Source organism: Lactococcus cremoris subsp. cremoris NBRC 100676, from assembly GCF_001591705.1.
Lineage (GTDB): Bacteria > Bacillota > Bacilli > Lactobacillales > Streptococcaceae > Lactococcus > Lactococcus cremoris.
In genome coordinates this window covers 1-23,235 of record NZ_BCVK01000045.1, presented here as the reverse complement: position 1 = coordinate 23,235, position 23,235 = coordinate 1, and the positions used below count along the sequence as shown (strand labels likewise).

Genomic DNA, 23,235 nt, shown 5'->3' with positions numbered 1-23,235 from the left:
AACTTAACTAGCAATTCGGGTTATATAAATTACATGCGAGAGTAAAATATTCACTGGAAATGGTATAAAAGAATAAAAAAATACTAATCATCTTGATCAGTATTTTTTTAATTAATCTTCAACACCATAAATTTCTACTTTGTAGCCAGTAATATTGAGACCACTTGCTTTTCTTGCCGCTTCGATGAGAGGTCGAAAATCAAAATTATCAACATTCATTATCTCACCAGTGGTTTTATTGACAACGTGATAATGAGGTTCACCGTAGTAATCATACCTCCTCTTACTTCCATCATTGATAGCAATAACAAGTTCACTATCGACTAATTTATCAAGTGTATTATAAACCGTGGCCAAGCTAATATTTTCTAAGTCTTCGTGAATCTGCTCAGCCGTTGGGTGAGTTTGATGTTTTATCAGGTATTCTAAGACAATGAGACGCTGTGGTGTAGCTTTTAAACCATGAGATTGTAATAGTTCTTTTAAGTCTTGTTCCAAAATCAGCACTCCTATCTTTATTATTTTATTTTATTATATCATCAACAGAAAATCATTTCAATAACTTGACATTTGTGTAGAATGATTCTAAAATATAGTTTAGAATGATTCTAAAGAGATGGAATAATGAAAGAAAAAAATAACTTAATTCAAAGAAATAATATTGTTAGGGCCAGTATTATGGGGGCAAACGATGGTATCATCTCCATTGCTGGCATTGTAATTGGTGTATCCGGAGCAACTTCACATATTGGCACAATCTTACTGGCAGGTTTTGCTGGAACTTTAGCCGGTACGGTAAGTATGGCAATGGGTGAGTATGTGTCTGTCAGTTCGCAAAGAGATGCTCAAGAAAAAATTGTTCAGGAACAAAAAATAGCACTTGCTAATGATTATCAAAAGGAATTTGATTTTGTTTATGAGAAATATTCTTCAGTCGGAATTTCAAAAGAACTTGCGCATACGGCAACGGATGAAATGATGAAAAAAGATGCACTAGCGACAACGGTCAGAGAACGTCATGGATTTACAATTGGGCAAGAATTAAGTGCCAAAGGTGCAGCGATTGCGTCAATGATTTCATTTCCGACGGGGGCACTTTTACCCATGCTTGCAATTTCTCTGATACCTAAAAGTTGGAGTGCCATGGCGACTTTTTTTGCCGTATTAATTGCTTTAGGCTTTACTGGTTATGCTGCAGCTTATTTGAACGGAGCCGATAAAAAACATGCAACTTTTAGAAATATCGTAGCCGGAATTTTGACAATGGTAGTTACATATTTGGTTGGTTTGATTTTTAAACAAGGAGGATTGTGATGAAAAAACAAACGATGACAATAGATGAAAAATTAAATAGTGTTCGTGCAGGAGTTTTAGGGTCTAATGATGGAATCTTAACGGTGGTTGGTGTACTTTTTTCCGTATCAGCAGCGTCAGGGAGTAGTTTTGATTTACTGATTGCAAGTTTAGCTAATCTAATTTCTGGTGCTTTTTCAATGGCATCTGGCGAATACGCTAGTGTCAGTTCACAGTCTGATAGCGAGAAAGTAGTTGTCCAACAAGAAAAGATATTACTAAATAAAGATTTTAAAAATCAAAAAGAAGCGATTAAAGATTTTTATATTGAAAAGGGGATTAGTTCTGAAACTTCAATGAAGATTGCTGATGAATTGCTTGCTCTAAAACCATTAGAAACGGTTCTGTCAGTAAAATATGATATTACTTTGGGACATTATATGAACCCTTGGCAAGCGGCTTGGTCATCATTAATTTCGTTCACCATTGGGGGACTTTTTCCATTACTGACAATGATTTTAGTGAAAGGGGTTTGGCAATTTCCAGCGACGATCTTAGCAACAATGGTTGCGATGGCTTTAACTGGCATGATTAGTGCTAAACTTTCTGATGGCTTGGTGATTAAAGCGATTTTCAGAAATATTATTATTGGGCTGATGACAATTTTTATTCATTATTTTATTGGTCGTATTTTGGGTTAAAGGTCCTAGGCTTAACTAAAAGCATCTGTTATAATTATAGATAGGACTTATAATTATTGAAAAAGAGGCTGAAATATGGATGAAAGTACTAAGGAATTAGAAAAGTATTGGGATGAGTTTTCGCAAGAATACGAAGAAATACAAAATGAAAGTCTAGTCAATATTGGTCAAGAATTGCGTGAATTTCTATTGGCTGAAAAACTACTACCTGCGCGAGATTTTTTAGATTTGGCAGGAGGGACGGGGAAATATATTCCGCATTTTTCCGATTTTACTGACAAGTACAATATCGTTGATTTATCAGCTAAAATGTTAGATTTTGCTCAAAATAAAAAAGCCGATGCAAGTAAAATTGCTTTTATTCATCAAGAGCAGGCTGAATTTTTAGAGCAAAGTGAGAAAGATGCTTATGACTTTGTATTTACTGCCATGAATCCAGCTTTAGACTCGAAAGAAGCATTGATTGAATTAAATCGGATTAGTCAGAGAAATGTAGGCATTCTACGTCTAATCTTTGACGAAGATAATCTTTTCAGTCAGGTTGAACAATTATATTTTCCAGCTCAAGAACAACATAAAGAAGCTCAAATGTTGCTCTATAAAGCCTGGTTGGAAGAATTAAATTGGGAATATAAAAGCAAAACATTTCGATTCTTTTTATCAGAAAGTATTAGTTCACAATTTTTTTCTGATTATTTCTCAGATGAAATTTCAAATGATGAATTAGAGGCATTAAAGCAGTTATTTTTTAAAGAAAACGAGAATCGTGATATGGAAAGATTAGTTATATTTGAGTTGCTTTACTGGGAAAAATGCTAGGTTAAAACCTAGTTTTTTTGTTGGCAAATTCTTTTATTTGTAATTTAATTATTTTAGTATTATAATTGACTAATCAATGATTGACTAATCAACAATGAAAGGAGAAAGAATGAATCTTGAAAAAGTCAGCCAGTTACTTTACCAACTCAAAATTGTAAATCAAGAAATGACAGCAAAATTTGAAAAATCAACTGGTTTTAGTATTACACGATATCAACTGATGATGATTTTAAAATGCAAAGGGAGATGTTCACAGACCCAACTGCAAAATGAATTGAAGATTGATAGTGCTGCGGTTACAAGACATTTGAAACTGCTTGAAGAAAAAAATCTTGTTAAACGTCAGCGAAATAAAGACAATAATCGTGAAGTGTTTGTTGAAATTACTGACGAGGCCAAGGCTGATTTGGAGCGTTGTGCTAGAGAACATGATAATTCTGTTCATGAAAGTGAACAAACTTTAAATATTGGATTAAGTGATTCGGAAGAAGAAGAACTTTTAGAACTATTAACAAAATTAGTAAAATGAAAGAGGAAAAAATGAATAAAAACTTTAAAAATAATGATTTCACAGAAATTACCTTTGGTCGAAAATCAGTTAGACTTTATGATGAAAATTATAAGATTTCTCATGAAGAAATGTTAGAAATGATTCAAGAAGCAACTGCGGCCCCTTCGTCAGTAAATATGCAACCTTGGCGTTTTATCGTTGCTGAAACTGAAGAATCAAAAGCAAAATTGAAACCTTTGATTCGTTTTAATACACGTCAAAATGAAAGTTCGTCAGCGATGATTTTGATTTTTGGTGATATGCTCAATTATGAATTAGGTGAAGAAATTTATGACCAAGCTGTCGCTGAAGGGAAAATGCCACAAGAAGTAAGAGATCAACAAATTGGAGCAATTATTCCTTATTACAAGAGCTTTTCTAAACAAGAAATGAATGATGCCGTTAAAATTGATGCTAGTTTGGCAGCCATGCAATTGATGTTAGTTGCTAGAGCACATGGCTATGAAACAAACCCAATTGGTGGTTTTGAGAAAGATCAATTGGCTGAAGCATTCGATTTGGATAAAGAGCGTTATGTTCCAGTGATGATTTTATCAATTGGTAAAGCGGTGGAAGAAGGCTATGAATCTGTTCGGATGAGCGCTGATAAAATTACGACTTTTAAATAATAAGGAGAAAAAATTTGACAATTTTGACAATGATTTTGACACTTTTAGTTGCCTTAGAGTTTCTTTATATTATGTATTTAGAGACCGTGGCCACAAGCTCAAAGACTACAGGGCGAGTTTTTAATATGGAGAAGAAAGAATTAGAAAGAAAATCTGTTCAAACGCTCTTTAAAAACCAAGGAGTGTACAATGGGTTGATTGCTATCGGACTATTTTATGGTTTGTTTTTTGCCTCAGCTTCACTCGAAATTGTCAGATTACTGCTTATTTATATTATTTTAGTGGCCATCTATGGTTCTTTGACAAGTAATAAAAAGATTATTCTTACGCAAGGTGGCTTAGCGATTCTTGCACTAATTTCTTCTTTTTTCTAAAAAAATATTTCAAAAGGCTTGACAAGTGTCATAAAAAGTTTTACAATTGTTTTCAATATCAGAAGAGTAACTCTATCATAGAATTTTTTCAGGAAGTCTGCGGTTGTGCGAGCAGATAAATTCATCAGAGCGAATGGGCTGATTTAAAGTCGAAAAGTCTTATTTTTCGCAATTTGATTTGAAACAATAAAAATCACGGATGCTCCCGATACCAAGCGACTTGTTGTTAGACGAGGAAAAGAAGAGAATTTTCTAGTATTTTTGTAATACTTTTAAGGACTCTTAAATTACGGTGGCACCGCGTGGAATACGCCCGTAGAGTATTTGATACTCTACGGGCTTTTTTGTATTTTTTTGAAAGGATTTCTAAAATGAATCAACGATGGCTAAGCTTAAATTTTATTTCATAATCAATGGAAGTTAATTCCGCAAAACAAAAGATAGAGAGAAAACATGAGAAAAATTAAAGAAATTTCAGCAGATACTTTGACGCCAATTTCGGTGTATCTTCGCCTGAAAGGTAAAAATAAAGTAATTTTAGAATCCATTCCTAGAGAAAATGACCAATCACGTTTTTCAATTATTGCCTTAAATCCAGTAAAACATATTAAATTTACTGATGGAAATTTAACCATTAATGATGAAATCATTAGCAACGACCATCCAATGGAATTTCTAGAAAAATTGGTCTGTCAGTCAGAAAATACGGACGAAAAATTGGATTTGCCCTTTACGAGCGGTGCAATTGGTTATGCTGGATTTGATACTTATGGAATTTTTGAAGGGATTCAGCCTGAACTGACAGATACAATTGGGACCCCAGATATGTATTTTATGTTATACGAATCAGCCGTGATTTTTGACCATAAACAAGAAAAATTGATATTTATTGAGGATAATGTTTATAGTCAGCGTTCAGAAAAAGAGTTAGTAACTGCTCTGTCAGCAAATATTGAAGCTTTATCGGAACTGACAGAAGCAGAAAATGAGTTGACAGAAATAAATAAAATGAATTTTGTCAGCAATATGACTCAAGCAACTTTTGAGGAAAAAGTAACAGCCGCAAAGGAATTGATTAGAAATGGTGATATGTTTCAAATCGTTTTATCACAAAGGTTGACAGCCGATTTTACTGACAAGCCCTTTGATTATTATCGAAAACTTCGTGTTGAAAATCCGGCATCATATATGTACTTTATGGAATTCGACAATTTTCATGTCATTGGCAGCTCACCAGAACGTTTGGTTGCGGTTCATGGCAATCAAGTTTCGACTAATCCAATTGCTGGAACAAGAAAACGTGGCGACAATGAATTTGAAGACCAAGCGCTGATTGAAGAATTGGAAAATGACCAAAAAGAACTTGCTGAGCACAAAATGTTGGTTGATTTGGGACGAAATGACATTGGAAAAATTTCCGAATATGGCTCAATTGAAGTCCCTGTTTTCATGAAAGTTGAAAAATATCGCTACGTCATGCACATTACCAGTGAAGTTACTGGAAAGCTTCGTCCCGAATTTACGGCCATGGACGCCCTGTCAGCGACTTTACCAGCTGGCACCCTATCAGGAGCGCCGAAACATCGTGCTTATCAACGCATTTATGAGTTTGAAAATCAAAAACGCGGGATTTATGGCGGAGCCATTGGTTATCTGACCAAAAATGGAAATTGTGATTTTGCCATTGCCATTCGGACCATGGTCTTAAAAGATAATAAGGCACACGTTCAAGCAGGTGCAGGAATTGTTTATGATTCAGTGCCTGAGCATGAATATCAAGAAACATTGAACAAGGCACAAGGACTGCTAAAAGTTGGTCAGTAAAAAAGGATGTGAAGTGTGCGAGCACACTGAACTCAACTAACAGGAGAAAAAATGATTTTAATAATTGATAATTACGACAGTTTTACCTACAATTTGGTGCAATATGTTGGCGCTCTGACTGACGTTGCGGTCGTGAGAAATGATGATGAAAATTTAGAAAAAATGGCGCAAAATGCTGACGCACTCATTTTCTCGCCAGGTCCTGGTTGGCCAGCAGATGCGGGCAAAATGGAAGCCATGATTCAAGAATTCGCGGGACAAAAACCAATTTTAGGCATTTGTTTGGGTTTTCAAGCTATTGTTGAGGTTTTTGGTGGCAAACTCCGCTTGGCACATCAGGTCATGCATGGAAAAAATTCGCAAGTTCGTCAAACTTCGGGAAATTCAATTTTCAAGCAACTTCCTTCAAAATTTTGGGTCATGCGTTATCATTCGATTGTCATGGACGAAGCCGTTGCTTTACCTGACTTTGCAATTACAGCGCTTGCGATGGATGATGGCGAGATTATGGCCATTGAAAATGAAAAAGAACAGATTTACGGTCTGCAATTTCATCCAGAATCAATTGGGACGCTGGATGGCATGATCATGATTGAAAATTTTGTCAATCAAGTAAAAGCAATAAAGAAGTAATCAAATGAAAAATGAACTTGAAAAAGTCATGGCAGGTCGTGATATGACTGAAAATGAAATGAATATGCTAGCCAATTCAATTATTCAAGGCGAATTGAGCGACGTTCAAATTGCTAGTTTTCTAGTAGCTCTCAAAATGAAAGGCGAATCCGCCAGCGAATTAACAGGACTTGCACGGGCTTTGCAAAAAGCAGCCATCAGTATTCCGACAAACTTGACCAATGCCATGGACAATTGCGGAACAGGCGGCGACCGTTCATTCAGCTTCAATATTTCAACCACATCGGCCTTTGTTTTAGCAGCTGGTGGCGTCAACATGGCAAAACACGGCAACCGCTCAATTACCAGTAAATCTGGCTCGGCTGATGTTCTTGAAGCTTTGGGAATCAACCTTTATCTCCCCGCAGAAAAATTGGCTCAAGTGTTTGATAAAGTTGGTCTAGTTTTCCTTTTTGCTCAAAATTTGCATCCAGCCATGAAATACTTCACACCAGTGCGCAGACAGCTTGAAATTCCAACCATCATGAACCTGACAGGCCCTTTGATTAATCCGATTCCACTTGATACGCAACTCCTTGGAACGTCACGTCCTGACCTGCTCGAGCTGACGGCAAATGTCCTCAAAGGCTTGGGACGTAAGCGAGCATTGGTTATTACAGGCGAAGGAGGGATGGATGAGGCAACACCATTTGGTCTAAATCATTATGCCCTTTTGGAAAATGGCGAAGTGACTTTGCACAAGTTTAGAGCTGCCGATGTTGGCATGTCAGAAGTCGCGCTCAATGATATTCGCGGTGGTGAAGCGCCAGAAAATGCCGAGATTTTGAAAAATGTTCTGGAAAATTGTTCGTCAGCATTTTTAGAAACAACTGTTTTAAATGCAGGATTGGGATTCTATGCCAATGGCAAGGTTGATTCCATCAAATCAGGAATTGAACTTGCAAGAGAAGTCATAGCGCAAGGCGCAGCACTTGAAAAATTGCATGAATTACAAGCAGAACAAATTGGTTAAAAATTTACTGACATAAAAAATATTTATTGAAATTGGATTTGATTTGGATAATAATATATTTGGATTTAGAAGAAGTATTGAAATTGAATATGCTGACGAGACATGCAGATGGTGTTGAAGTCAAGCGGGAATTGCTCGCTTTTGAGGGGGCAAATTTGACGAGCAATTAGAATTGTTATGAGGAAAAGTAGAGAAAAATGAATACACCAAACTTACCACTCAAGGTGATAGTTGACGTTAATAAATTAATAGATCAAATACAACCTATTTTTAAAAATGATTTGACGAAGATGATTTCTGACTATTTTAGTACTAAAAGAATGGAAAATTTAGTAAAGATACTTTCAAAAGCTAGTGAAAGAATGAAAACTTTTGGAGTATCTTCGGCTGATTTAGATAACATCAGTACTAAGTTTAAAATTAATTGGTATACCTTGGCGTCACAAGAAGATGATGATTCTATTCAGGAGTTTTGGGCAAAATTGTTAGTTCAAGAGTGTTTAGAAAACAGTAGTGTTTCGTTACGAACATTGGATTTATTACATAAACTGACATCTACTGAAGCGATTATCTTAGATAACTATTTTTCTGAAATTTTATTTTATGATGACAACGGCAGGGAGACGAAAAATATATTTTTCCACAAGTGGTTAGTTTATTTGGTCAAGATGATGAATATTATCCTGATATAAGCCGATTTAATTGGAATACTGCAAGTGAAAACTTTCAAGAAAATTTCGAACATTTGTCTGATATAGGTATATTTAGACTTTTTGATTTGGATATGGTTCAATATGCTTACTTTAGACGCCCAAAATTTGAAAAAGGATTAAAACAGTCTGAGTTTTCTGATAAAAAATATTACGAGGAAGAGGATCTTTTTAGATTTGATCCTGTCTATGAAAAAGGTAAAAAGCTTTTGCCTAAGGACCCAATAAGTGCACATAAATTAACTCAAGAGGGGGAAAGAATTGTATTTTGCGTTACAGCCCTCATTTGAAGGAAGGATATGGAAGTGGTTTTTGAAAAGATTGGTTAAGGATTATCCTGAAATAAAAGTTACCGGTAGAGCCAAATGGGCAGAGCAGATAGTTTGGAAAGAATAAGTAATGAAAAAATTGAAATTTAATTGTGCGGGAACACTGTGTAGCTATTGAGAAAGAAATGCCTAAATTGATGAATTTTATTGCCTTGCTTTATGGAAAATGGGAAAAAATAAAGATGTACGAGTCTACCAAGAAAGCTATCAAGAGGGGGATTACGTATCATTTATTATTGACCCTAATGATTATCAGATTGAAGCAGCTTAACACAATGGAGAGGCACACGAAAATGACAGAAAAATATTCATTGAAATTGGTTTTGATTTAGACAATAACCAATTTGGTTTTGGCAGAAGCATCGAAATTGAATTTACTGACGGAACTGAAGAACGTTTCAAATTTGCTGACCGTTCTGTCAGTAAATCTCTCAAAGTAAAATCTCATTATTTACGAATTTGGCTAGGTAAAAAGGTTTTGGTTATAGACAGCGCAAATCCACACTTCGCATTTAAAAAGAAAAATCGAAATAATTTCAAGTTCATCATTGGAAAATATGGAGAAAAAAATGATTGACCATTTAGATATTCATGTCCAATATTTATCACGAACAAAATTTTTTTATACAGCAGTTTTAGCAACGCTTGGCGGTTCTTTAATTGACGAAAGTAAAACGAGTCTGACTTATCAAACAGGAGAAACTACTGACGGCTATATCTGGTTTGAAGAAGGCGAGCCTTACCCTTTTCATTTTGCTTTCCAAGCCAAGACCAAAGCCGAAGTTGACCAGTTTTACAAAATCGCCTTAGAAAATGGTGGGAAAGATAATGGAAGACCGGGCAATCGTCCCTCTGATCAAAAATATTACTATGCGGCATTCATCATTGACCCAGACGGTTATCGAATTGAAGCAGTCTGTCACACTGGAAAAGAGTAAGAAAATATGAACATAAAAGAAGGAAAATTCTTAGAAAAAATTTTAGCAGAAAAAAAACAAGAGATAGCTCAAATGCCTGACGAAAATTCCAAACCAATTCGTCAAACTTATAGATTATATGATTACCTAAAAAAACATTCTGATCAACTTCAAGTCATTGCCGAAGTAAAAAAAGCTTCGCCAAGTCTTGGAGATATCAATCTCGAAGTAGACATTATCGCCCAAGCCAAAAATTATGAACAAGCTGGGGCTGCCATGATTTCCGTTCTAACTGACCCTGTATTCTTTAAAGGAAACATTGAATACCTCCGTGAAATATCTAAAAATGTTCAAATTCCAACACTTAACAAAGATTTTATCATTGATAAAAAGCAAATTAATCGAGCACTCAATGCTGGTGCAACTGTTATTTTATTGATTGTCGCTTGTTTTGAAAATGACTTTGAAAAATTAGAAGAACTCTACAATTATGCAATTTCACTAGGACTTGAAGTTTTAGTCGAAACGCATAATAAGGCCGAACTCGACAGAGCCCATCAACTTGCTGCTAAAATTATTGGGGTCAATAATCGTAATCTAAAGACCTTCGAAGTGAGCTTACAAAACTCAACAGATTTGGTTCCTTATTTTAAAGAAGAGAATGTTTATATTTCTGAATCAGGTATTTTCGGTAAAAAAGAGGCACAAAAAGTTGCTGAAAATTTCAATGGAATTTTGGTTGGAACAGCACTGATGCAAGCAAATAATCTCACAAAATCACTGACAGATTTAAAAATCAAAAGGAAAAATGATGAACATTAAAATTTGTGGCTTATCAACAAAAGAGGCTGTCGATACGGCAGTAGCATCTGGCGCAACACATCTTGGTTTTATTCTTAGTCCCTCAAGGCGTCAAGTTTCTCCAGAAAAAGTAGCAGAGCTGACAAAGGAAATCCCCATAACAGTCAAAAAAATAGGAATCTTTGTTAATGAATCCCTTGATTTTGTCAAAAAAGCCATACAGATTGCCCAGTTGGACATTGTCCAACTTCACGGCGACGAGGATATGAATTATATCAATCAGCTGTCATTTCCTGTCATTAAAGCTGTACGTCCTGACCAAGATTTTCGGCTCTACAAAGAGGTCATATTATTATTTGATAGCCCACAAGGAGGAAGTGGTCAAACTTTTGATTGGGATTCCATAAACCCTGAGCATCTTGGTGCTGATTACTTTATTGCTGGTGGACTCAGTCCAGAGAACGTAGGAAGAGCGATTCAACACTTTCCTAATGCTTTTGGGGTAGACGTATCCTCAGGAGTGGAGACTGCTGGGAAAAAAGATGTAGTTAAAATAAAAAGTTTTATTCAAAAGGCGAGTCTTGCTTCATCACAACAATTATTTGCGGAATTTTTACGAATCACTGGAAAATTAAATAAGTTTAAGATTAGTCCTTATTTAATGGGGAGCTTAGCAATTGAACAACTTGGAAATTTTTTTACAAATCCAGACGATATCGATATTCAGCTAGAGAAAGATGACTATGAAAATTTTGCTAAATTAACCGAGATAATGGAAGACTTAGGCTATCAACTCATTGACCTACACGAACATAAATTTGAAAAAGGAAGATTTCATGTTGGCTTTGCAAATGTTGAAACAATCGATAGTTATGCGAATATTGATTATCATGAACTTCAACAAAATAAGCAAGTAACTAAGGAAAGATACTGGTTTCCAAATCTTGAACAATCAATTAAAATCTATCAAACAGCAATAAAAGATTCATGGCGAGCCGGAAAACTCAAAGACCAAGTTATCCTAAACAAACTGATTGATTATCAAAAAAGGAACAATAATGAAAGATGACAGACAAAAGAATTCTTTTGAATACTACCGAAAATCTGGAACAGATTTGATTCTGAGGACCATTCAAAAAGGAGATTTATTAGAACTTTGGGAAGTCAGCTATGGACCTCAAGCTGATTTAGAGTGGATGGCCTTCAATGGCCCCTATTTTCAAGATTCAGTTTTAAGCTGGGAGGAATTTTCAGAAAAGACGACTTCAAAGATTAATCAAACCAATGTTGCACTTATCAGTTTCAAAAATCGAATCATTGGAAGCCTGTCTAGCTCCTGGGTAGATGGAAAATTACAAAAATGGCTTGAGTTTGGCATTGTAATTTATGACTCTAAAATGTGGGGACAAGGAATTGGTCAGAAAGTTATCCCTTTATGGATGGAAGAACTTTTTAAAAACTATCCAGAAATTCAACATCTTGGCTTTACCACTTGGTCAGGAAATCCAGGCATGATGAAATTAGGAGAAAAGTGTGGTTTACAACTTGAAGGACGAATCAGAAAAGTCCGCTTTTGACAAGAAGAATGGCATGATTCAGTAAAATATGGAATTTTACGAGAAGAACAGTAAAAATAAAACAATTAAAATATAACATTTACAAAAAGGAGAAATACATGACCTACAATCAACCCAATAACCAAGGATTTTATGGACAATTTGGTGGACAATTTGTCCCTGAAACTTTAATGACAGCCGTAAAAGAATTAGAAGTAGCTTATGAAGACAGTAAAAAAGATCCAGTTTTTCAAGCTGAACTAAAAGAATTGCTTAAAGATTACGTTGGACGAGAAAACCCACTTTATTTTGCTAAACGCCTGACCGAATATGCTGGTGGTGCAAAAATTTATCTCAAACGCGAAGACCTTAATCACACCGGAGCTCACAAAATAAATAACGCCCTTGGCCAAGTCCTCCTTGCCAAAAAAATGGGAAAAAACAAAGTCATTGCTGAGACAGGAGCGGGCCAACATGGAGTCGCAACGGCAACAGCGGCTGCCCTCTTTGGCATGGAATGTACCATATATATGGGTGAAGAAGATGTCAAAAGACAATCTCTTAATGTTTTTCGGATGGAATTGCTCGGTGCAAAAGTCCATTCAGTTACTGATGGTTCGCGCGTGCTTAAAGATGCGGTAAATGCAGCACTTAGAGCATGGGTTGCTCAAGTTGAGGATACACATTATGTGATGGGTTCAGTTCTCGGACCTCACCCATTCCCACAAATTGTTCGTGATTATCAAGCCGTCATTGGTCAAGAAGCACGTGCACAATTCTTAGAAAAAGAAAATAAACTACCAGATGCTTTAGTGGCTTGTGTTGGGGGCGGTTCAAACTCGATGGGACTTTTCTACCCATTCGTTAATGACGAATCAGTAGAGATGTATGGTGTTGAAGCAGCTGGGCTTGGGATAGATACTCCACACCATGCAGCAACAATTACTAAAGGGCGTCCAGGGGTTTTACACGGCACGCTTATGGATGTTCTTCAAGATGAAAATGGACAAATACTAGAAGCTTTCAGTATTTCTGCTGGTTTAGACTATCCAGGAATTGGACCTGAACATTCCTATTTCAATGCGGTCGGCCGTGCAAAGTATGTTGATATTACTGATGAAGAAGCCCTTGAAGGTTTCAAAATCTTATCTCGCACAGAAGGAATCATACCGGCCCTTGAAAGCTCTCACGCGATTGCCTATGCGGTCAAATTAGCTAAAGAATTAGGTTCAGAAAAAACAATGATTGTTTGCTTATCAGGTCGCGGCGATAAAGATGTTGTTCAAGTTAAAGAACGTCTTGAAGCAGAAAAAGAGGTGAAATAATGAAAACTTTACAAGCAAAATTGAGCAATAAAAAAAATAATTTTGTTCCTTATATTATGGCAGGTGACCATGAAAGAGGATTAGAAGGGCTCAATGAAACCATTCAACTTCTTGAACAAGCCGGGAGTTCTGCCATTGAAATTGGTGTACCCTTCTCAGACCCCGTTGCTGACGGACCAGTAATTGAACAAGCTGGCTTACGAGCCTTAGCCAAAAATGTTTCACTATCAAAGATTCTTGACAGCTTAAAATCAATTGAAACAGAAGTTCCTCTTGTCATTATGACTTATTTTAATCCTGTCTATCAGTTTGGAATTGAAAATTTTGTTGCAGCTCTTGAGAATACAGCAGTAAAAGGTCTAATTATTCCTGATTTACCTAAAGAACATGAAGCTTACATTAAGCCTTTTATTACTGATAAGGATATTTGCTTAGTACCTTTGGTGTCATTAACCACACCAATTTCTCGTCAGAAAGAACTTGTAGTAGATGCCGAAGGATTCATTTATGCCGTTGCGATCAATGGAGTAACCGGAAAAGAAAATGCTTATAGTAATCAACTTGACCATCATTTAGAAACATTGTCTAAATTAACTGATATTCCTGTTTTGACAGGATTTGGGATTTCAACTTTAACAGATGTTGAACGTTTTAATAAGGTATCAGCAGGAGTAATCGTTGGTTCAAAAATAGTTAGGGATTTACACGAAAACAAAGAAAGTGATGTTATTAAATTTATTGAGAACGCAATCAATTTTTAAAAGAATTGAAAAATTAATAAAATCAGATATCCTTGACAGTCCACTTTACAAATGGTTTTATTTTATTAAATAAAACGGTTACAAAAATTGGATAGTGATTATTAAGTTAAGCTAGACCTTATCAGACCTATAATTATAGGGAGATAAGGTCTATTTTTGTGAAATGGAGAAAAATGTGAAAATCAAAAAAGTTTTAAACAACAATGTTGTCATTGCTCAAAATACTAATGATGAAGAGACTATTCTTATGGGATTAGGACTAGGATATGGTAAAAAAGCAGGTGAAGTTGTTGAAGATAAAAAAATTGAAAAGATTTTCGCATTGAAGGTAACTTCAGAGCAACAAAATTTTTCAGAATTATTGTCGGAAATTCCAAGTGGAATCGTAGAACTTTCGATATTAACCTTAGAAAAAGCAAAAACAAAATTCGATAAAACAATTTCCGATACCGTTTTGGTTGCCTTTGCTGACCATTTGAATGCAGCAATTATTCGTGAAAAAGACAATATAGCGATAAAAAATTTTCTTTTGTGGGATATTAAGAGATTTTTTCCAGAAGAATTTGCACTTTGTCTTGAAACTTTACAAAAAGTCAAAGAAAAGCTTAACATCTCCCTTCCAGAAGATGAAGCAGGTTTTCTAGCTATGCATATTGTTAATGGAACCCTGGGAAGTGGTCATGAATATGCAACGGAATTAACAAAATTAATGGAAGAAATATTAACAACTCTAAAGTATACTTTACAAGTAAACTTTAATGAGCAAGATATTTATTTTCAAAGGTTCATTACTCACCTTAAATTTTTCACCGAAAGAATACTTTCTAATACAAAAAGTGATGAAAGCACCGATGAAGATTTATTCCTTCTAATAACGGGAAAATATCCAAGAGCATATATAGGAACAAAGAAAGTCAGTGAGTTTCTTAAACAAACAAGGTCATACGAAGTTTCTCAAAATGAACAAATATATATGACCGTTCATCTCGCACGTATTTTAGAAAAAATACAAGATTAATTTTTAAGATGACTTTAGTCATCACCAACTATGGTAACAATTGGATCGTGACATTAAGTTGGCGAAACCTCTAAAAAATATATTATTTTGGAGGTTTGTAATGGGCAAATATGAAGCTCTTGCAAAAGACATTGTAGCAAATGTAGGTGGCAAAGAAAATGTCATTTCAGTGATTAACTGTATTACACGGTTACGTTTTAAACTCAGAGATGAGAAAAAAGCAAATACCGATGTCCTGAAAAAGATGGATGGTGTAGTTACAGTAATGCAATCTGGTGGCCAATATCAAGTCGTTATTGGGAATCATGTACCAGAAGTACGTGCAGACGTTGATGCTGTTCTTGGAGTACTTGATACCTCACCAGCAGATTCTGCACAAAAAGGAAATCTTTTTGATCAATTTGTAGAATTGATCTCGGGAATTTTCCAACCAATTTTAGCTCCCTTAGCAGCAGCGGGTATGATTAAAGGGGTTAATGCAATTTTATCCTTTGCCTTGGGACAAAGTTTTCAATCGTCAGCAACTTACGCTGTTTTTAATGCGATGGGTGATGGGTTATTCTTATTTCTTCCAATTTTCATTGGTTATACTTCAATGAAAAAATTTAATGGTTCACCGTTTGTTGGAATGATGATTGCCGCAGCACTTGTTTATCCAGGTTTCGTAGATGGAACTGTCGCAAAAACATTTGCAGAAAGTGGTGGGCTAAGCCTCTTTGGGATACCGTTCTCAGTACCAACAGCTGGTTATGGTTCATCTGTAATGCCAATTATTGCCATTACAGCATTTGCAGCCTTTTTAGAACACCAGTTAAAGAAAATTATTCCTGATGTAGTCAAACTTTTCTTGACACCATTCTTTACGGCGATTATCTCAATTCCTCTGGGCTTCCTAGTTATTGGACCAGTAATGAACCTTGCTTCAGATGCGTTAGGTAAAGGTTTATTAGCATTACAAGGATTTAATCCGATTATCTTTGGTTTAGTGCTAGGGTTTGCTTGGCAAGTCTTAGTCATGTTTGGACTACATTGGGCAATTGTTCCATTTGCAATTATTGCATTAGCAAAAGGAGAACCAACTGCGCTTTTAATTGCTGCAAGTGTTGCATCGTTTGCGCAAACTGGAGCTGTTGGAGCAGTGATGTTGAAAACAAAAGATAAACGACTTCGTGAATTAGCAATACCAGCCTTTATTTCTGGTTGGTTTGGTGTAACAGAACCAGCAATTTACGGAATTACGCTCCCTAAGAAACGTCCATTCTGGATTTCATGTATCGTAAGTGGAATTTTATCAGCTGTTGCCATGGCTTTAGGAATTAAAGCCTATACAATGGGAGCTTTAGGAATCTTCAGTTTTACATCTAATATTACCCTTACAGGTGAAGTTTCAGGTGCGATTAAAATGATGATTGTATCAGCTGTTGCAGTTATAGCTGGCTTTGTAGTGACCTATCTTGTGGGATTTGAAGATGATGTTATTGATAATCCAAGTCCTGACAAAAAATTTAACAAACAAAAAACGAATAAAGAAACAATTGGAAGTCCTCTTGAAGGAAAAGTTATTCCGCTATCACAAGTTAAAGATGCAGCTTTTTCTGCAGGAGTAATGGGTAAAGGAGCAGCGATTGAACCCACGCTTGGCGAAGTTCGTGCTCCATTTGATGGAATGATTATGATTTTGTTCCCGACTAAACATGCAGTAGGTTTAATTTCAAGCGAAGGAACTGAGCTTCTCATTCATATTGGAATAGATACCGTACAACTTGAAGGGAAATACTTTGAAAGCTTTGTAAAACAAGGTCAAAGTGTAAAAAAAGGCGACTTACTCCTTAAGTTTGATATTGAGCGTATTCAAAATGCGGGATACAGTACTCAAGTTCCAATCATTGTAACAAATACTCAGGATTATATGGATATTCTAGTTACAAATCAATCGACGATTCATCAAAATGAAGTGTTACTAACTGCAGTTAATGCACAAACAACTGAATTAGTGGCGAATCCAGTTTAAAATAGCATTGATGAAAAACTTTAAAAATTAGATAGGAAAATTATAAAATGACATTTAAAACAGACTTTTTATGGGGTGGAGCAACGGCAGCAAACCAATTAGAAGGTGCTTATGATATAGATGGTAAAGGTCTCTCAGTAGCAGATGCAATGCCAGGAGGTAAAGAAAGATTGGCAATTCTTGCAAGTCCGGAATTTGATTGGACGATTGATACTGAACATTTTACTTATCCAAATCATGATGGAATTGATCATTATCATCATTTTAAAGAAGACATTGCATTATTTGCGGAAATGGGTTTTAAAGCGTATCGTTTTTCAGTAGCTTGGTCAAGAATTTTTCCAAAGGGAGATGAAACAACTCCCAATGAAAAAGGTTTGCTTTTTTATGATCAACTGATTGATGAGTGTTTGAAATATAGAATTGAACCAGTGATTACAATTTCTCACTATGAAATGCCACTTAATTTGGCTAAATCATATGGAGGATGGAAAAATCGTGAACTTATCGAATTTTATGTGCGGTTTGCAAAAGTCCTTTTAGAACGCTATCAAGACAAAGTAAAATATTGGATGACGTTTAATGAAATTAACTCGGCGACTTTCTTTTCAGGCTTAAGTCAAGGACTTGTTCCATCTAATGGTGGAGATGATAAAACTAATGTATTTAAAGCTTGGCATAATCAGTTCGTTGCAAGTGCTCAAGCAGTTAAATTTGGTCATGATTTGAATAAAAATTTGAAAATTGGTTGCATGAGCATTTATTCAACAACTTATTCCTTTGATGCTAATCCAGTCAATCAATTGGCGACACAAGAAAGTATTCAAGAATTTAATTATTTTTGTAATGATGTCCAAGTTCGCGGAGCCTACCCTGCGTTTACAAATAGACTTCATCGGAAACATGGAGTAAATTCAGAAGTCCTTGAAATTTCTGAAGAAGATCTTAAGATAATCGCAGAAGGAACAGTTGACTATATAGGGTTTAGTTATTACATGTCGACGGTTGAATCAAAAACGGGAGAAGGCGTCCAAGCTTCAGGGAATATGGTTCTTGGCGGAGTAAAAAATCCTTTCTTAAAAGAAAGTGAATGGGGTTGGGCAGTTGATCCTGATGGTCTTCGGTATGCTCTCAATGATTTGTACGGACGCTATCAAATTCCTCTCTTCATTGTTGAAAATGGTTTGGGGGCAATTGATAAAGTTGAAGAAGACGGAACTATTCAAGATGATTATCGGATTGACTATCTCAAAAAACATATTCAATCAATGAGTGAAGCAGTTGAAGATGGTGTTGAACTAATGGGTTATACACCTTGGGGCTGTATTGACTTAGTTTCTGCATCAACAGGGGAGATGAGTAAACGTTATGGTTTTATCTATGTTGACTTAGATGATAGCGGAAATGGAACGAATAAAAGATTTAAGAAAAAATCGTTCGATTGGTATAAACAAGTAATTGATTCTAACGGTACGAATTTATAAAAAAATAGCTTCTCATATTGAGAAGCTATTTTTAGTCCAGCTCTTTTGAAAGTGGGGCGATGTGGTATAGATTGAAAAATAATAAATAAAGCGCTATAATTATGAGGGAATTTTGTTTTGCTTAGGTAAAGTAGATTTTCAATGTTTTGTGATAAGGAGAATTAAAGTGCGGATAGCAAGACAGCCAAGATACCAACAAATTGCCCTGCAAATAGCTGAAAGAATTGTTCGAAATGAACTTAAGGTTGGACAGAAGATATATGCCAGATCGACTCTTGCAACAACCTTTGGTGTCTCACCAGAAACAGCACGTAAGGCTATAAGCGTCTTAGGAGATTTGGGAATTGTTGACCCTGTTCATGGAAGTGGTGTAATTATTGCATCAAAACAAAAAGCGCAAGAATATTTAGCGCAATATCAAGAAGTAGAAACAATGCAAGACTTGCGAACACAAATCATGCAGAGTGTGGAGAGTCAAAGAAGAGAATTGGCAAATTTTTCATCTTTCCTAGATAAATTGGTTGATCAAACTGAACATTTTCAAAAAATAAATCCTTTGACCCCGATTGAATTTGAACTAGAAAGAGATTCTGAAAAATTCGGAATGAGTTTGGGTGAAATGAATCTTTGGCAAAATACAGGAGCAACAGTTGTTGCAATTTTACAGAATGAAGAATTAATAGTTTCACCGGGTCCTTATGCAACTTTAAATCAAGGAGATACCTTATATTTCGTAGGAGCTTCTGATACAGGACAAATTGTCCAAAACTTCTTTTATGGCAACTAATGACATCGTTTACAAAACGATGCTTTTTTTTAAGTTCAAATTTAGTTAGTTGACATAGTGACTACATATTGTTAGTATTGAGTGGTCACTTTAAATGAGAAAATCACTTGTGTAACCTAAAACTTCTAATTTATAATTAACTATTTATTTTGGAAATTCTTTTCTAAAAAAAGTTTTCGGCTCATGAGTAATAGAATGAAGGAGAGTTATTTTGCCAGTAAAAGTCAAAATTGAACATTTAACTAAAATTTTTGGTAAACGGATTAAAACTGCATTGACTATGGTCGAGCAAGGTGAACCCAAAAATGAAATTTTGAAAAAAACCGGTGCAACTGTTGGGGTTTATGATACAAATTTTGAAATCAATGAGGGAGAAATTTTTGTTATCATGGGTTTGTCCGGTTCAGGGAAATCAACTTTGTTGCGTTTGCTTAATCGATTGATTGAACCAACCAGTGGGAAAATATTTATCGATGACCAAGATGTTGCCACTTTGAATAAAGAAGATTTGCTTCAAGTTCGCCGTAAGTCAATGAGTATGGTTTTTCAAAACTTCGGTCTTTTTCCACATCGAACAATTTTAGAAAATACTGAATATGGTTTAGAAGTTCAAAATGTACCAAAAGAAGAAAGACGCAAACGTGCCGAGAAAGCTTTAGATAATGCGAACCTTTTAGATTTTAAAGACCAATATCCTAAGCAACTGTCTGGTGGGATGCAACAACGGGTTGGGCTTGCACGTGCCTTGGCCAATGATCCAGAGATTTTGTTAATGGATGAAGCCTTTTCTGCGCTTGATCCATTAATTCGCCGTGAAATGCAAGATGAATTACTTGAACTTCAAGCTAAATTCCAAAAAACAATCATTTTTGTTTCCCATGACTTAAATGAAGCCCTTCGTATTGGTGATCGTATTGCGATTATGAAGGATGGTAAAATCATGCAAATTGGTACGGGTGAAGAAATCTTAACAAATCCAGCAAACGATTATGTTAAAACTTTCGTTGAAGACGTAGATCGTGCCAAAGTAATTACTGCTGAAAATATCATGATTCCAGCCTTAACAACTAACATTGATGTCGATGGTCCAAGTGTTGCCTTGAAAAAAATGAAAACTGAAGAAGTCAGCTCATTAATGGCTGTTGACAGAAAACGTCAATTCCGTGGGGTTGTTACTAGTGAGCAAGCTATTGCTGCTAGAAAAAACAATCAATCATTGAAAGATGTGATGACAACTGATGTTGGGACAGTCACTAAAGAAATGCTTGTAAGAGATATCTTGCCAATTATCTATGATGCTCCAACTCCATTAGCTGTTGTTGATGATCAAGGCTACTTAAAAGGAATTCTGATTCGGGGAATTGTCCTAGAAGCATTGGCAGACATTCCTGATGAAGTAGAAGAAATAGAGAAAGAGGAGGAGAAGAATGATTGATTTAGTGATTGGAAAAATACCATTAGCCAACTGGGTATCGTCAGCAACAGATTGGATTACAAGTACATTTAGTTCGGGTTTTGATGTGATTCAAAAATCAGGAACAGTGTTGATGAACGGAATAACAGGTGCTTTAACTGCAGTTCCATTCTGGCTGATGATTGCTGTTGTTACTATCCTAGCAATTTTGGTTTCAGGTAAAAAGTTTGCCTTCCCATTGTTTACTTTTATTGGTCTTTGTTTAATTGCCAATCAAGGCTTATGGTCAGATTTGATGAGTACGATTACCCTTGTCTTACTTTCAAGTTTGTTATCAATTATCATAGGGGTCCCTCTAGGAATTTGGATGGCAAAATCTGAACTAGTAGCTAAGATTGTTCAACCTATATTGGACTTCATGCAAACCATGCCTGGTTTTGTTTATTTGATTCCAGCAGTTGCCTTCTTTGGTATTGGGGTTGTTCCTGGGGTATTTGCTTCAGTAATCTTTGCTTTGCCACCGACTGTCAGAATGACTAACTTAGGTATTCGCCAAGTTTCAACTGAATTAGTTGAAGCAGCAGATTCATTTGGTTCGACTGCCCGTCAGAAGTTATTTAAATTGGAATTTCCTTTAGCTAAAGGAACAATTATGGCTGGTGTTAACCAAACAATTATGTTGGCTCTTTCTATGGTCGTTATTGCCTCTATGATTGGTGCACCTGGTTTAGGTCGTGGAGTACTAGCTGCTGTTCAATCAGCTGATATTGGTAAGGGATTTGTAAGTGGGATTTCATTAGTTATTTTGGCTATTATTATTGACCGCTTTACGCAAAAACTTAATGTTTCTCCTTTAGAAAAACAAGGAAATCCTAAGCTCAAAAAATGGAAACGTTGGATTGCTATCGTTTCATTGTTAGCCTTAATTGTTGGTGCTTTTTCGGGAATGTCTTTTGGGAAAAAATCTTCTGATAAAAAAGTGGATTTAGTTTATATGAACTGGGACTCAGAAGTTGCGTCAATCAATGTTTTGACCCAAGCAATGGAAGAACATAGTTTTGATGTTACAACGACTGCACTTGATAACGCAGTTGCTTGGCAAACTGTGGCTAATAGTCAAGCTGATGGAATGGTTTCTGCTTGGTTGCCAAACACTCATAAGACCCAATGGAAAAAATATGGTAAGTCTGTTGAGTTATTAGGTCCAAATCTTAAAGGCGCTAAAGTAGGATTTGTTGTGCCAAGTTATATGAATGTGAATTCAATTGAAGATTTGACTAATCAGGCCAATAAAACAATCACAGGAATTGAGCCTGGTGCAGGTGTCATGGCTGCCAGTGAAAATACACTTAAGAGCTATAGTAATCTTAAAGATTGGAAGCTTGTTCCTTCATCATCTGGTGCAATGACTGTTGCTCTTGGTGAAGCCATTAAACAACATAAAGACATTGTAATCACTGGTTGGTCTCCTCATTGGATGTTCAATAAATATGATTTGAAATACTTAGCTGATCCGAAAGGAACAATGGGGACTTCAGAAAATATTAATACAATTGTGCGCAAAGGATTGAAAAAAGAAAATCCTGAAGCTTATAAGGTTTTGAATAATTTTAATTGGACCACTAAAGATATGGAATCTGTTATGCTTGATATTCAAAATGGTAAGACACCAGAAGCAGCTGCAAAAGCTTGGATTAAAGACCATCAAAAACAAGTTGATAAATGGTTTAAATAATAAGATTATTATTAACTTAAAAAAACTTTCTGACATTATAGTTAGAAGGTTTTTTATTATTTCATTCTAAGTTTATTATTTTTAGATTTATAACATTTATGTTAAAATATGCTTGTAGAGTTAACTAAGAAAATCTCAGTGAAGTTTTCTTAGTTGATGATTTATCTATAAAATTAGGAGGAGAAAGAAATGAATCGTACATTTATTAAAGGCTTTTTGGCGGGGAATGCACTTTTGTTAGCAGGAATTACTGCTGCAGCTATCGGTGTTAAAGCAAAAGTTATCAATCCTATCAAGAAAAAAGAAGAAAAAATTGAAATGGGCAGAAAAAGAGCAGCTCGAAAACGTATTGCTCCTTAAAAACAAAACTTTAATTGAAAAACGTAAATCTTTTGATTTACGTTTTTTTGTTTTAATCAATTCCTTTAAAAATCAGCTCATGGACAGAAGAATTCATGAAAAAGAGAAATTTTGGTCGAAATTTTTCTAATTCAAGCGGAATATCGGCCTCTAACCACAGAGTTAAGACGGTAATAAGTTGTGCATTAAAAT

At 35.5% G+C, this 23,235-nt stretch carries 26 protein-coding genes; 25 read left to right on the top strand and 1 reads right to left on the bottom strand.

The features are described 5' to 3' along the window. Positions 1–111: 111 nt before the first annotated feature. On the bottom strand, positions 112–498 hold the full coding sequence (locus tag LLA01S_RS08690) for a Fur family transcriptional regulator (RefSeq protein ID WP_014572452.1): 387 nt from the start codon (positions 496–498) through the stop codon (positions 112–114). A gap of 126 nt (positions 499–624) precedes the next feature. On the opposite strand from LLA01S_RS08690, the gene LLA01S_RS08685 reads away from it, so the two are divergent. The 25 genes from LLA01S_RS08685 to LLA01S_RS08570 all read left to right on the top strand — a co-directional run bounded on the left by LLA01S_RS08685 (position 625) and on the right by LLA01S_RS08570 (position 23,043). Further along, positions 625–1,314: a VIT1/CCC1 transporter family protein gene (locus tag LLA01S_RS08685; RefSeq protein ID WP_011834952.1), complete on the top strand. Its 690-nt coding sequence runs from the start codon at positions 625–627 to the stop codon at positions 1,312–1,314. Then, the gene (locus tag LLA01S_RS08680) at positions 1,314–1,994 is read left to right on the top strand and encodes a VIT1/CCC1 transporter family protein (protein ID WP_061778167.1); all 681 of its coding nucleotides are present in this window, start codon (positions 1,314–1,316) and stop codon (positions 1,992–1,994) included. Before LLA01S_RS08685 ends, LLA01S_RS08680 begins: the two co-directional genes overlap by 1 nt. A 75-nt stretch (positions 1,995–2,069) precedes the next feature. Beyond that, the gene (locus LLA01S_RS08675; RefSeq protein ID WP_014572455.1) at positions 2,070–2,813 is read left to right on the top strand and encodes a methyltransferase domain-containing protein; all 744 of its coding nucleotides are present in this window, start codon (positions 2,070–2,072) and stop codon (positions 2,811–2,813) included. A 109-nt stretch (positions 2,814–2,922) separates the two neighbouring features. Further along, positions 2,923–3,342, top strand: a complete 420-nt coding sequence (locus LLA01S_RS08670; protein ID WP_011834955.1) for a MarR family transcriptional regulator — start codon at positions 2,923–2,925, stop codon at positions 3,340–3,342. An 11-nt stretch (positions 3,343–3,353) separates the two neighbouring features. After that, a complete protein-coding gene (locus LLA01S_RS08665) occupies positions 3,354–3,992 on the top strand; it encodes a nitroreductase family protein (protein ID WP_031286704.1) in 639 nt (212 codons plus the stop codon). Positions 3,993–4,006: 14 nt separating this feature from the next. Then, complete coding sequence (locus tag LLA01S_RS08660) at positions 4,007–4,366, top strand: DUF1304 domain-containing protein (RefSeq protein WP_021166076.1); 360 nt, start codon at positions 4,007–4,009, stop codon at positions 4,364–4,366. A gap of 453 nt (positions 4,367–4,819) precedes the next feature. Continuing rightward, positions 4,820–6,190 carry an anthranilate synthase component I gene (gene trpE / locus LLA01S_RS08655; protein ID WP_015082578.1) on the top strand — a complete coding sequence of 457 codons (1,371 nt, stop codon included), beginning with the start codon at positions 4,820–4,822 and terminating at the stop codon, positions 6,188–6,190. A gap of 51 nt (positions 6,191–6,241) precedes the next feature. Next, a complete protein-coding gene (locus LLA01S_RS08650; protein ID WP_061778166.1) occupies positions 6,242–6,823 on the top strand; it encodes an aminodeoxychorismate/anthranilate synthase component II in 582 nt (193 codons plus the stop codon). A 4-nt stretch (positions 6,824–6,827) separates the two neighbouring features. Then, positions 6,828–7,835, top strand: coding sequence for an anthranilate phosphoribosyltransferase (gene trpD / locus LLA01S_RS08645; protein ID WP_061778165.1), 1,008 nt, complete (start codon positions 6,828–6,830; stop codon positions 7,833–7,835). A gap of 197 nt (positions 7,836–8,032) precedes the next feature. Beyond that, entirely contained in the window at positions 8,033–8,527 is a 495-nt protein-coding gene (locus LLA01S_RS08640; RefSeq protein WP_061778164.1) for a DUF2806 domain-containing protein, read from the top strand. Next, a complete protein-coding gene (locus tag LLA01S_RS08635) occupies positions 8,482–8,835 on the top strand; it encodes a hypothetical protein (protein WP_021166282.1) in 354 nt (117 codons plus the stop codon). Before LLA01S_RS08640 ends, LLA01S_RS08635 begins: the two co-directional genes overlap by 46 nt. 343 nt (positions 8,836–9,178) lie before the next feature. Next, the gene (locus LLA01S_RS13585; protein ID WP_116368841.1) at positions 9,179–9,451 is read left to right on the top strand and encodes a DUF3977 family protein; all 273 of its coding nucleotides are present in this window, start codon (positions 9,179–9,181) and stop codon (positions 9,449–9,451) included. Beyond that, entirely contained in the window at positions 9,444–9,812 is a 369-nt protein-coding gene (locus tag LLA01S_RS08630) for a VOC family protein (protein ID WP_011676419.1), read from the top strand. Before LLA01S_RS13585 ends, LLA01S_RS08630 begins: the two co-directional genes overlap by 8 nt. Before the next feature lie 6 nt (positions 9,813–9,818). Next, the gene (trpC, locus tag LLA01S_RS08625) at positions 9,819–10,613 is read left to right on the top strand and encodes an indole-3-glycerol phosphate synthase TrpC (protein WP_061778163.1); all 795 of its coding nucleotides are present in this window, start codon (positions 9,819–9,821) and stop codon (positions 10,611–10,613) included. Next, on the top strand, positions 10,603–11,661 hold the full coding sequence (locus LLA01S_RS08620; protein ID WP_014572463.1) for a phosphoribosylanthranilate isomerase: 1,059 nt from the start codon (positions 10,603–10,605) through the stop codon (positions 11,659–11,661). Before trpC ends, LLA01S_RS08620 begins: the two co-directional genes overlap by 11 nt. Continuing rightward, on the top strand, positions 11,651–12,169 hold the full coding sequence (locus LLA01S_RS08615; protein ID WP_021166279.1) for a GNAT family N-acetyltransferase: 519 nt from the start codon (positions 11,651–11,653) through the stop codon (positions 12,167–12,169). Before LLA01S_RS08620 ends, LLA01S_RS08615 begins: the two co-directional genes overlap by 11 nt. 98 nt (positions 12,170–12,267) lie before the next feature. Continuing rightward, the gene (gene trpB / locus LLA01S_RS08610) at positions 12,268–13,473 is read left to right on the top strand and encodes a tryptophan synthase subunit beta (protein WP_011676415.1); all 1,206 of its coding nucleotides are present in this window, start codon (positions 12,268–12,270) and stop codon (positions 13,471–13,473) included. Further along, the gene (gene trpA, locus LLA01S_RS08605) at positions 13,473–14,234 is read left to right on the top strand and encodes a tryptophan synthase subunit alpha (protein ID WP_061778162.1); all 762 of its coding nucleotides are present in this window, start codon (positions 13,473–13,475) and stop codon (positions 14,232–14,234) included. Before trpB ends, trpA begins: the two co-directional genes overlap by 1 nt. Positions 14,235–14,409: 175 nt before the next feature. Beyond that, positions 14,410–15,252 (top strand): BglG family transcription antiterminator LicT, encoded by an 843-nt coding sequence (gene licT, locus LLA01S_RS08600; protein ID WP_014572467.1) that lies wholly within the window; start codon positions 14,410–14,412, stop codon positions 15,250–15,252. Between the two features lie 100 nt (positions 15,253–15,352). After that, entirely contained in the window at positions 15,353–17,263 is a 1,911-nt protein-coding gene (locus LLA01S_RS08595; RefSeq protein ID WP_021213636.1) for a beta-glucoside-specific PTS transporter subunit IIABC, read from the top strand. Between the two features lie 47 nt (positions 17,264–17,310). Beyond that, on the top strand, positions 17,311–18,747 hold the full coding sequence (locus LLA01S_RS08590; protein ID WP_061778161.1) for a glycoside hydrolase family 1 protein: 1,437 nt from the start codon (positions 17,311–17,313) through the stop codon (positions 18,745–18,747). A 166-nt stretch (positions 18,748–18,913) separates the two neighbouring features. Then, on the top strand, positions 18,914–19,534 hold the full coding sequence (locus LLA01S_RS08585) for a GntR family transcriptional regulator (protein WP_011676410.1): 621 nt from the start codon (positions 18,914–18,916) through the stop codon (positions 19,532–19,534). Positions 19,535–19,745: 211 nt separating this feature from the next. Beyond that, positions 19,746–20,969: a quaternary amine ABC transporter ATP-binding protein gene (locus LLA01S_RS08580; RefSeq protein WP_011676409.1), complete on the top strand. Its 1,224-nt coding sequence runs from the start codon at positions 19,746–19,748 to the stop codon at positions 20,967–20,969. Further along, positions 20,962–22,683 carry an ABC transporter permease/substrate binding protein gene (locus LLA01S_RS08575; RefSeq protein WP_011676408.1) on the top strand — a complete coding sequence of 574 codons (1,722 nt, stop codon included), beginning with the start codon at positions 20,962–20,964 and terminating at the stop codon, positions 22,681–22,683. Before LLA01S_RS08580 ends, LLA01S_RS08575 begins: the two co-directional genes overlap by 8 nt. Positions 22,684–22,872: 189 nt before the next feature. After that, positions 22,873–23,043 (top strand): DUF3042 family protein, encoded by a 171-nt coding sequence (locus LLA01S_RS08570; protein WP_011834970.1) that lies wholly within the window; start codon positions 22,873–22,875, stop codon positions 23,041–23,043. Positions 23,044–23,235 lie beyond the last annotated feature (192 nt).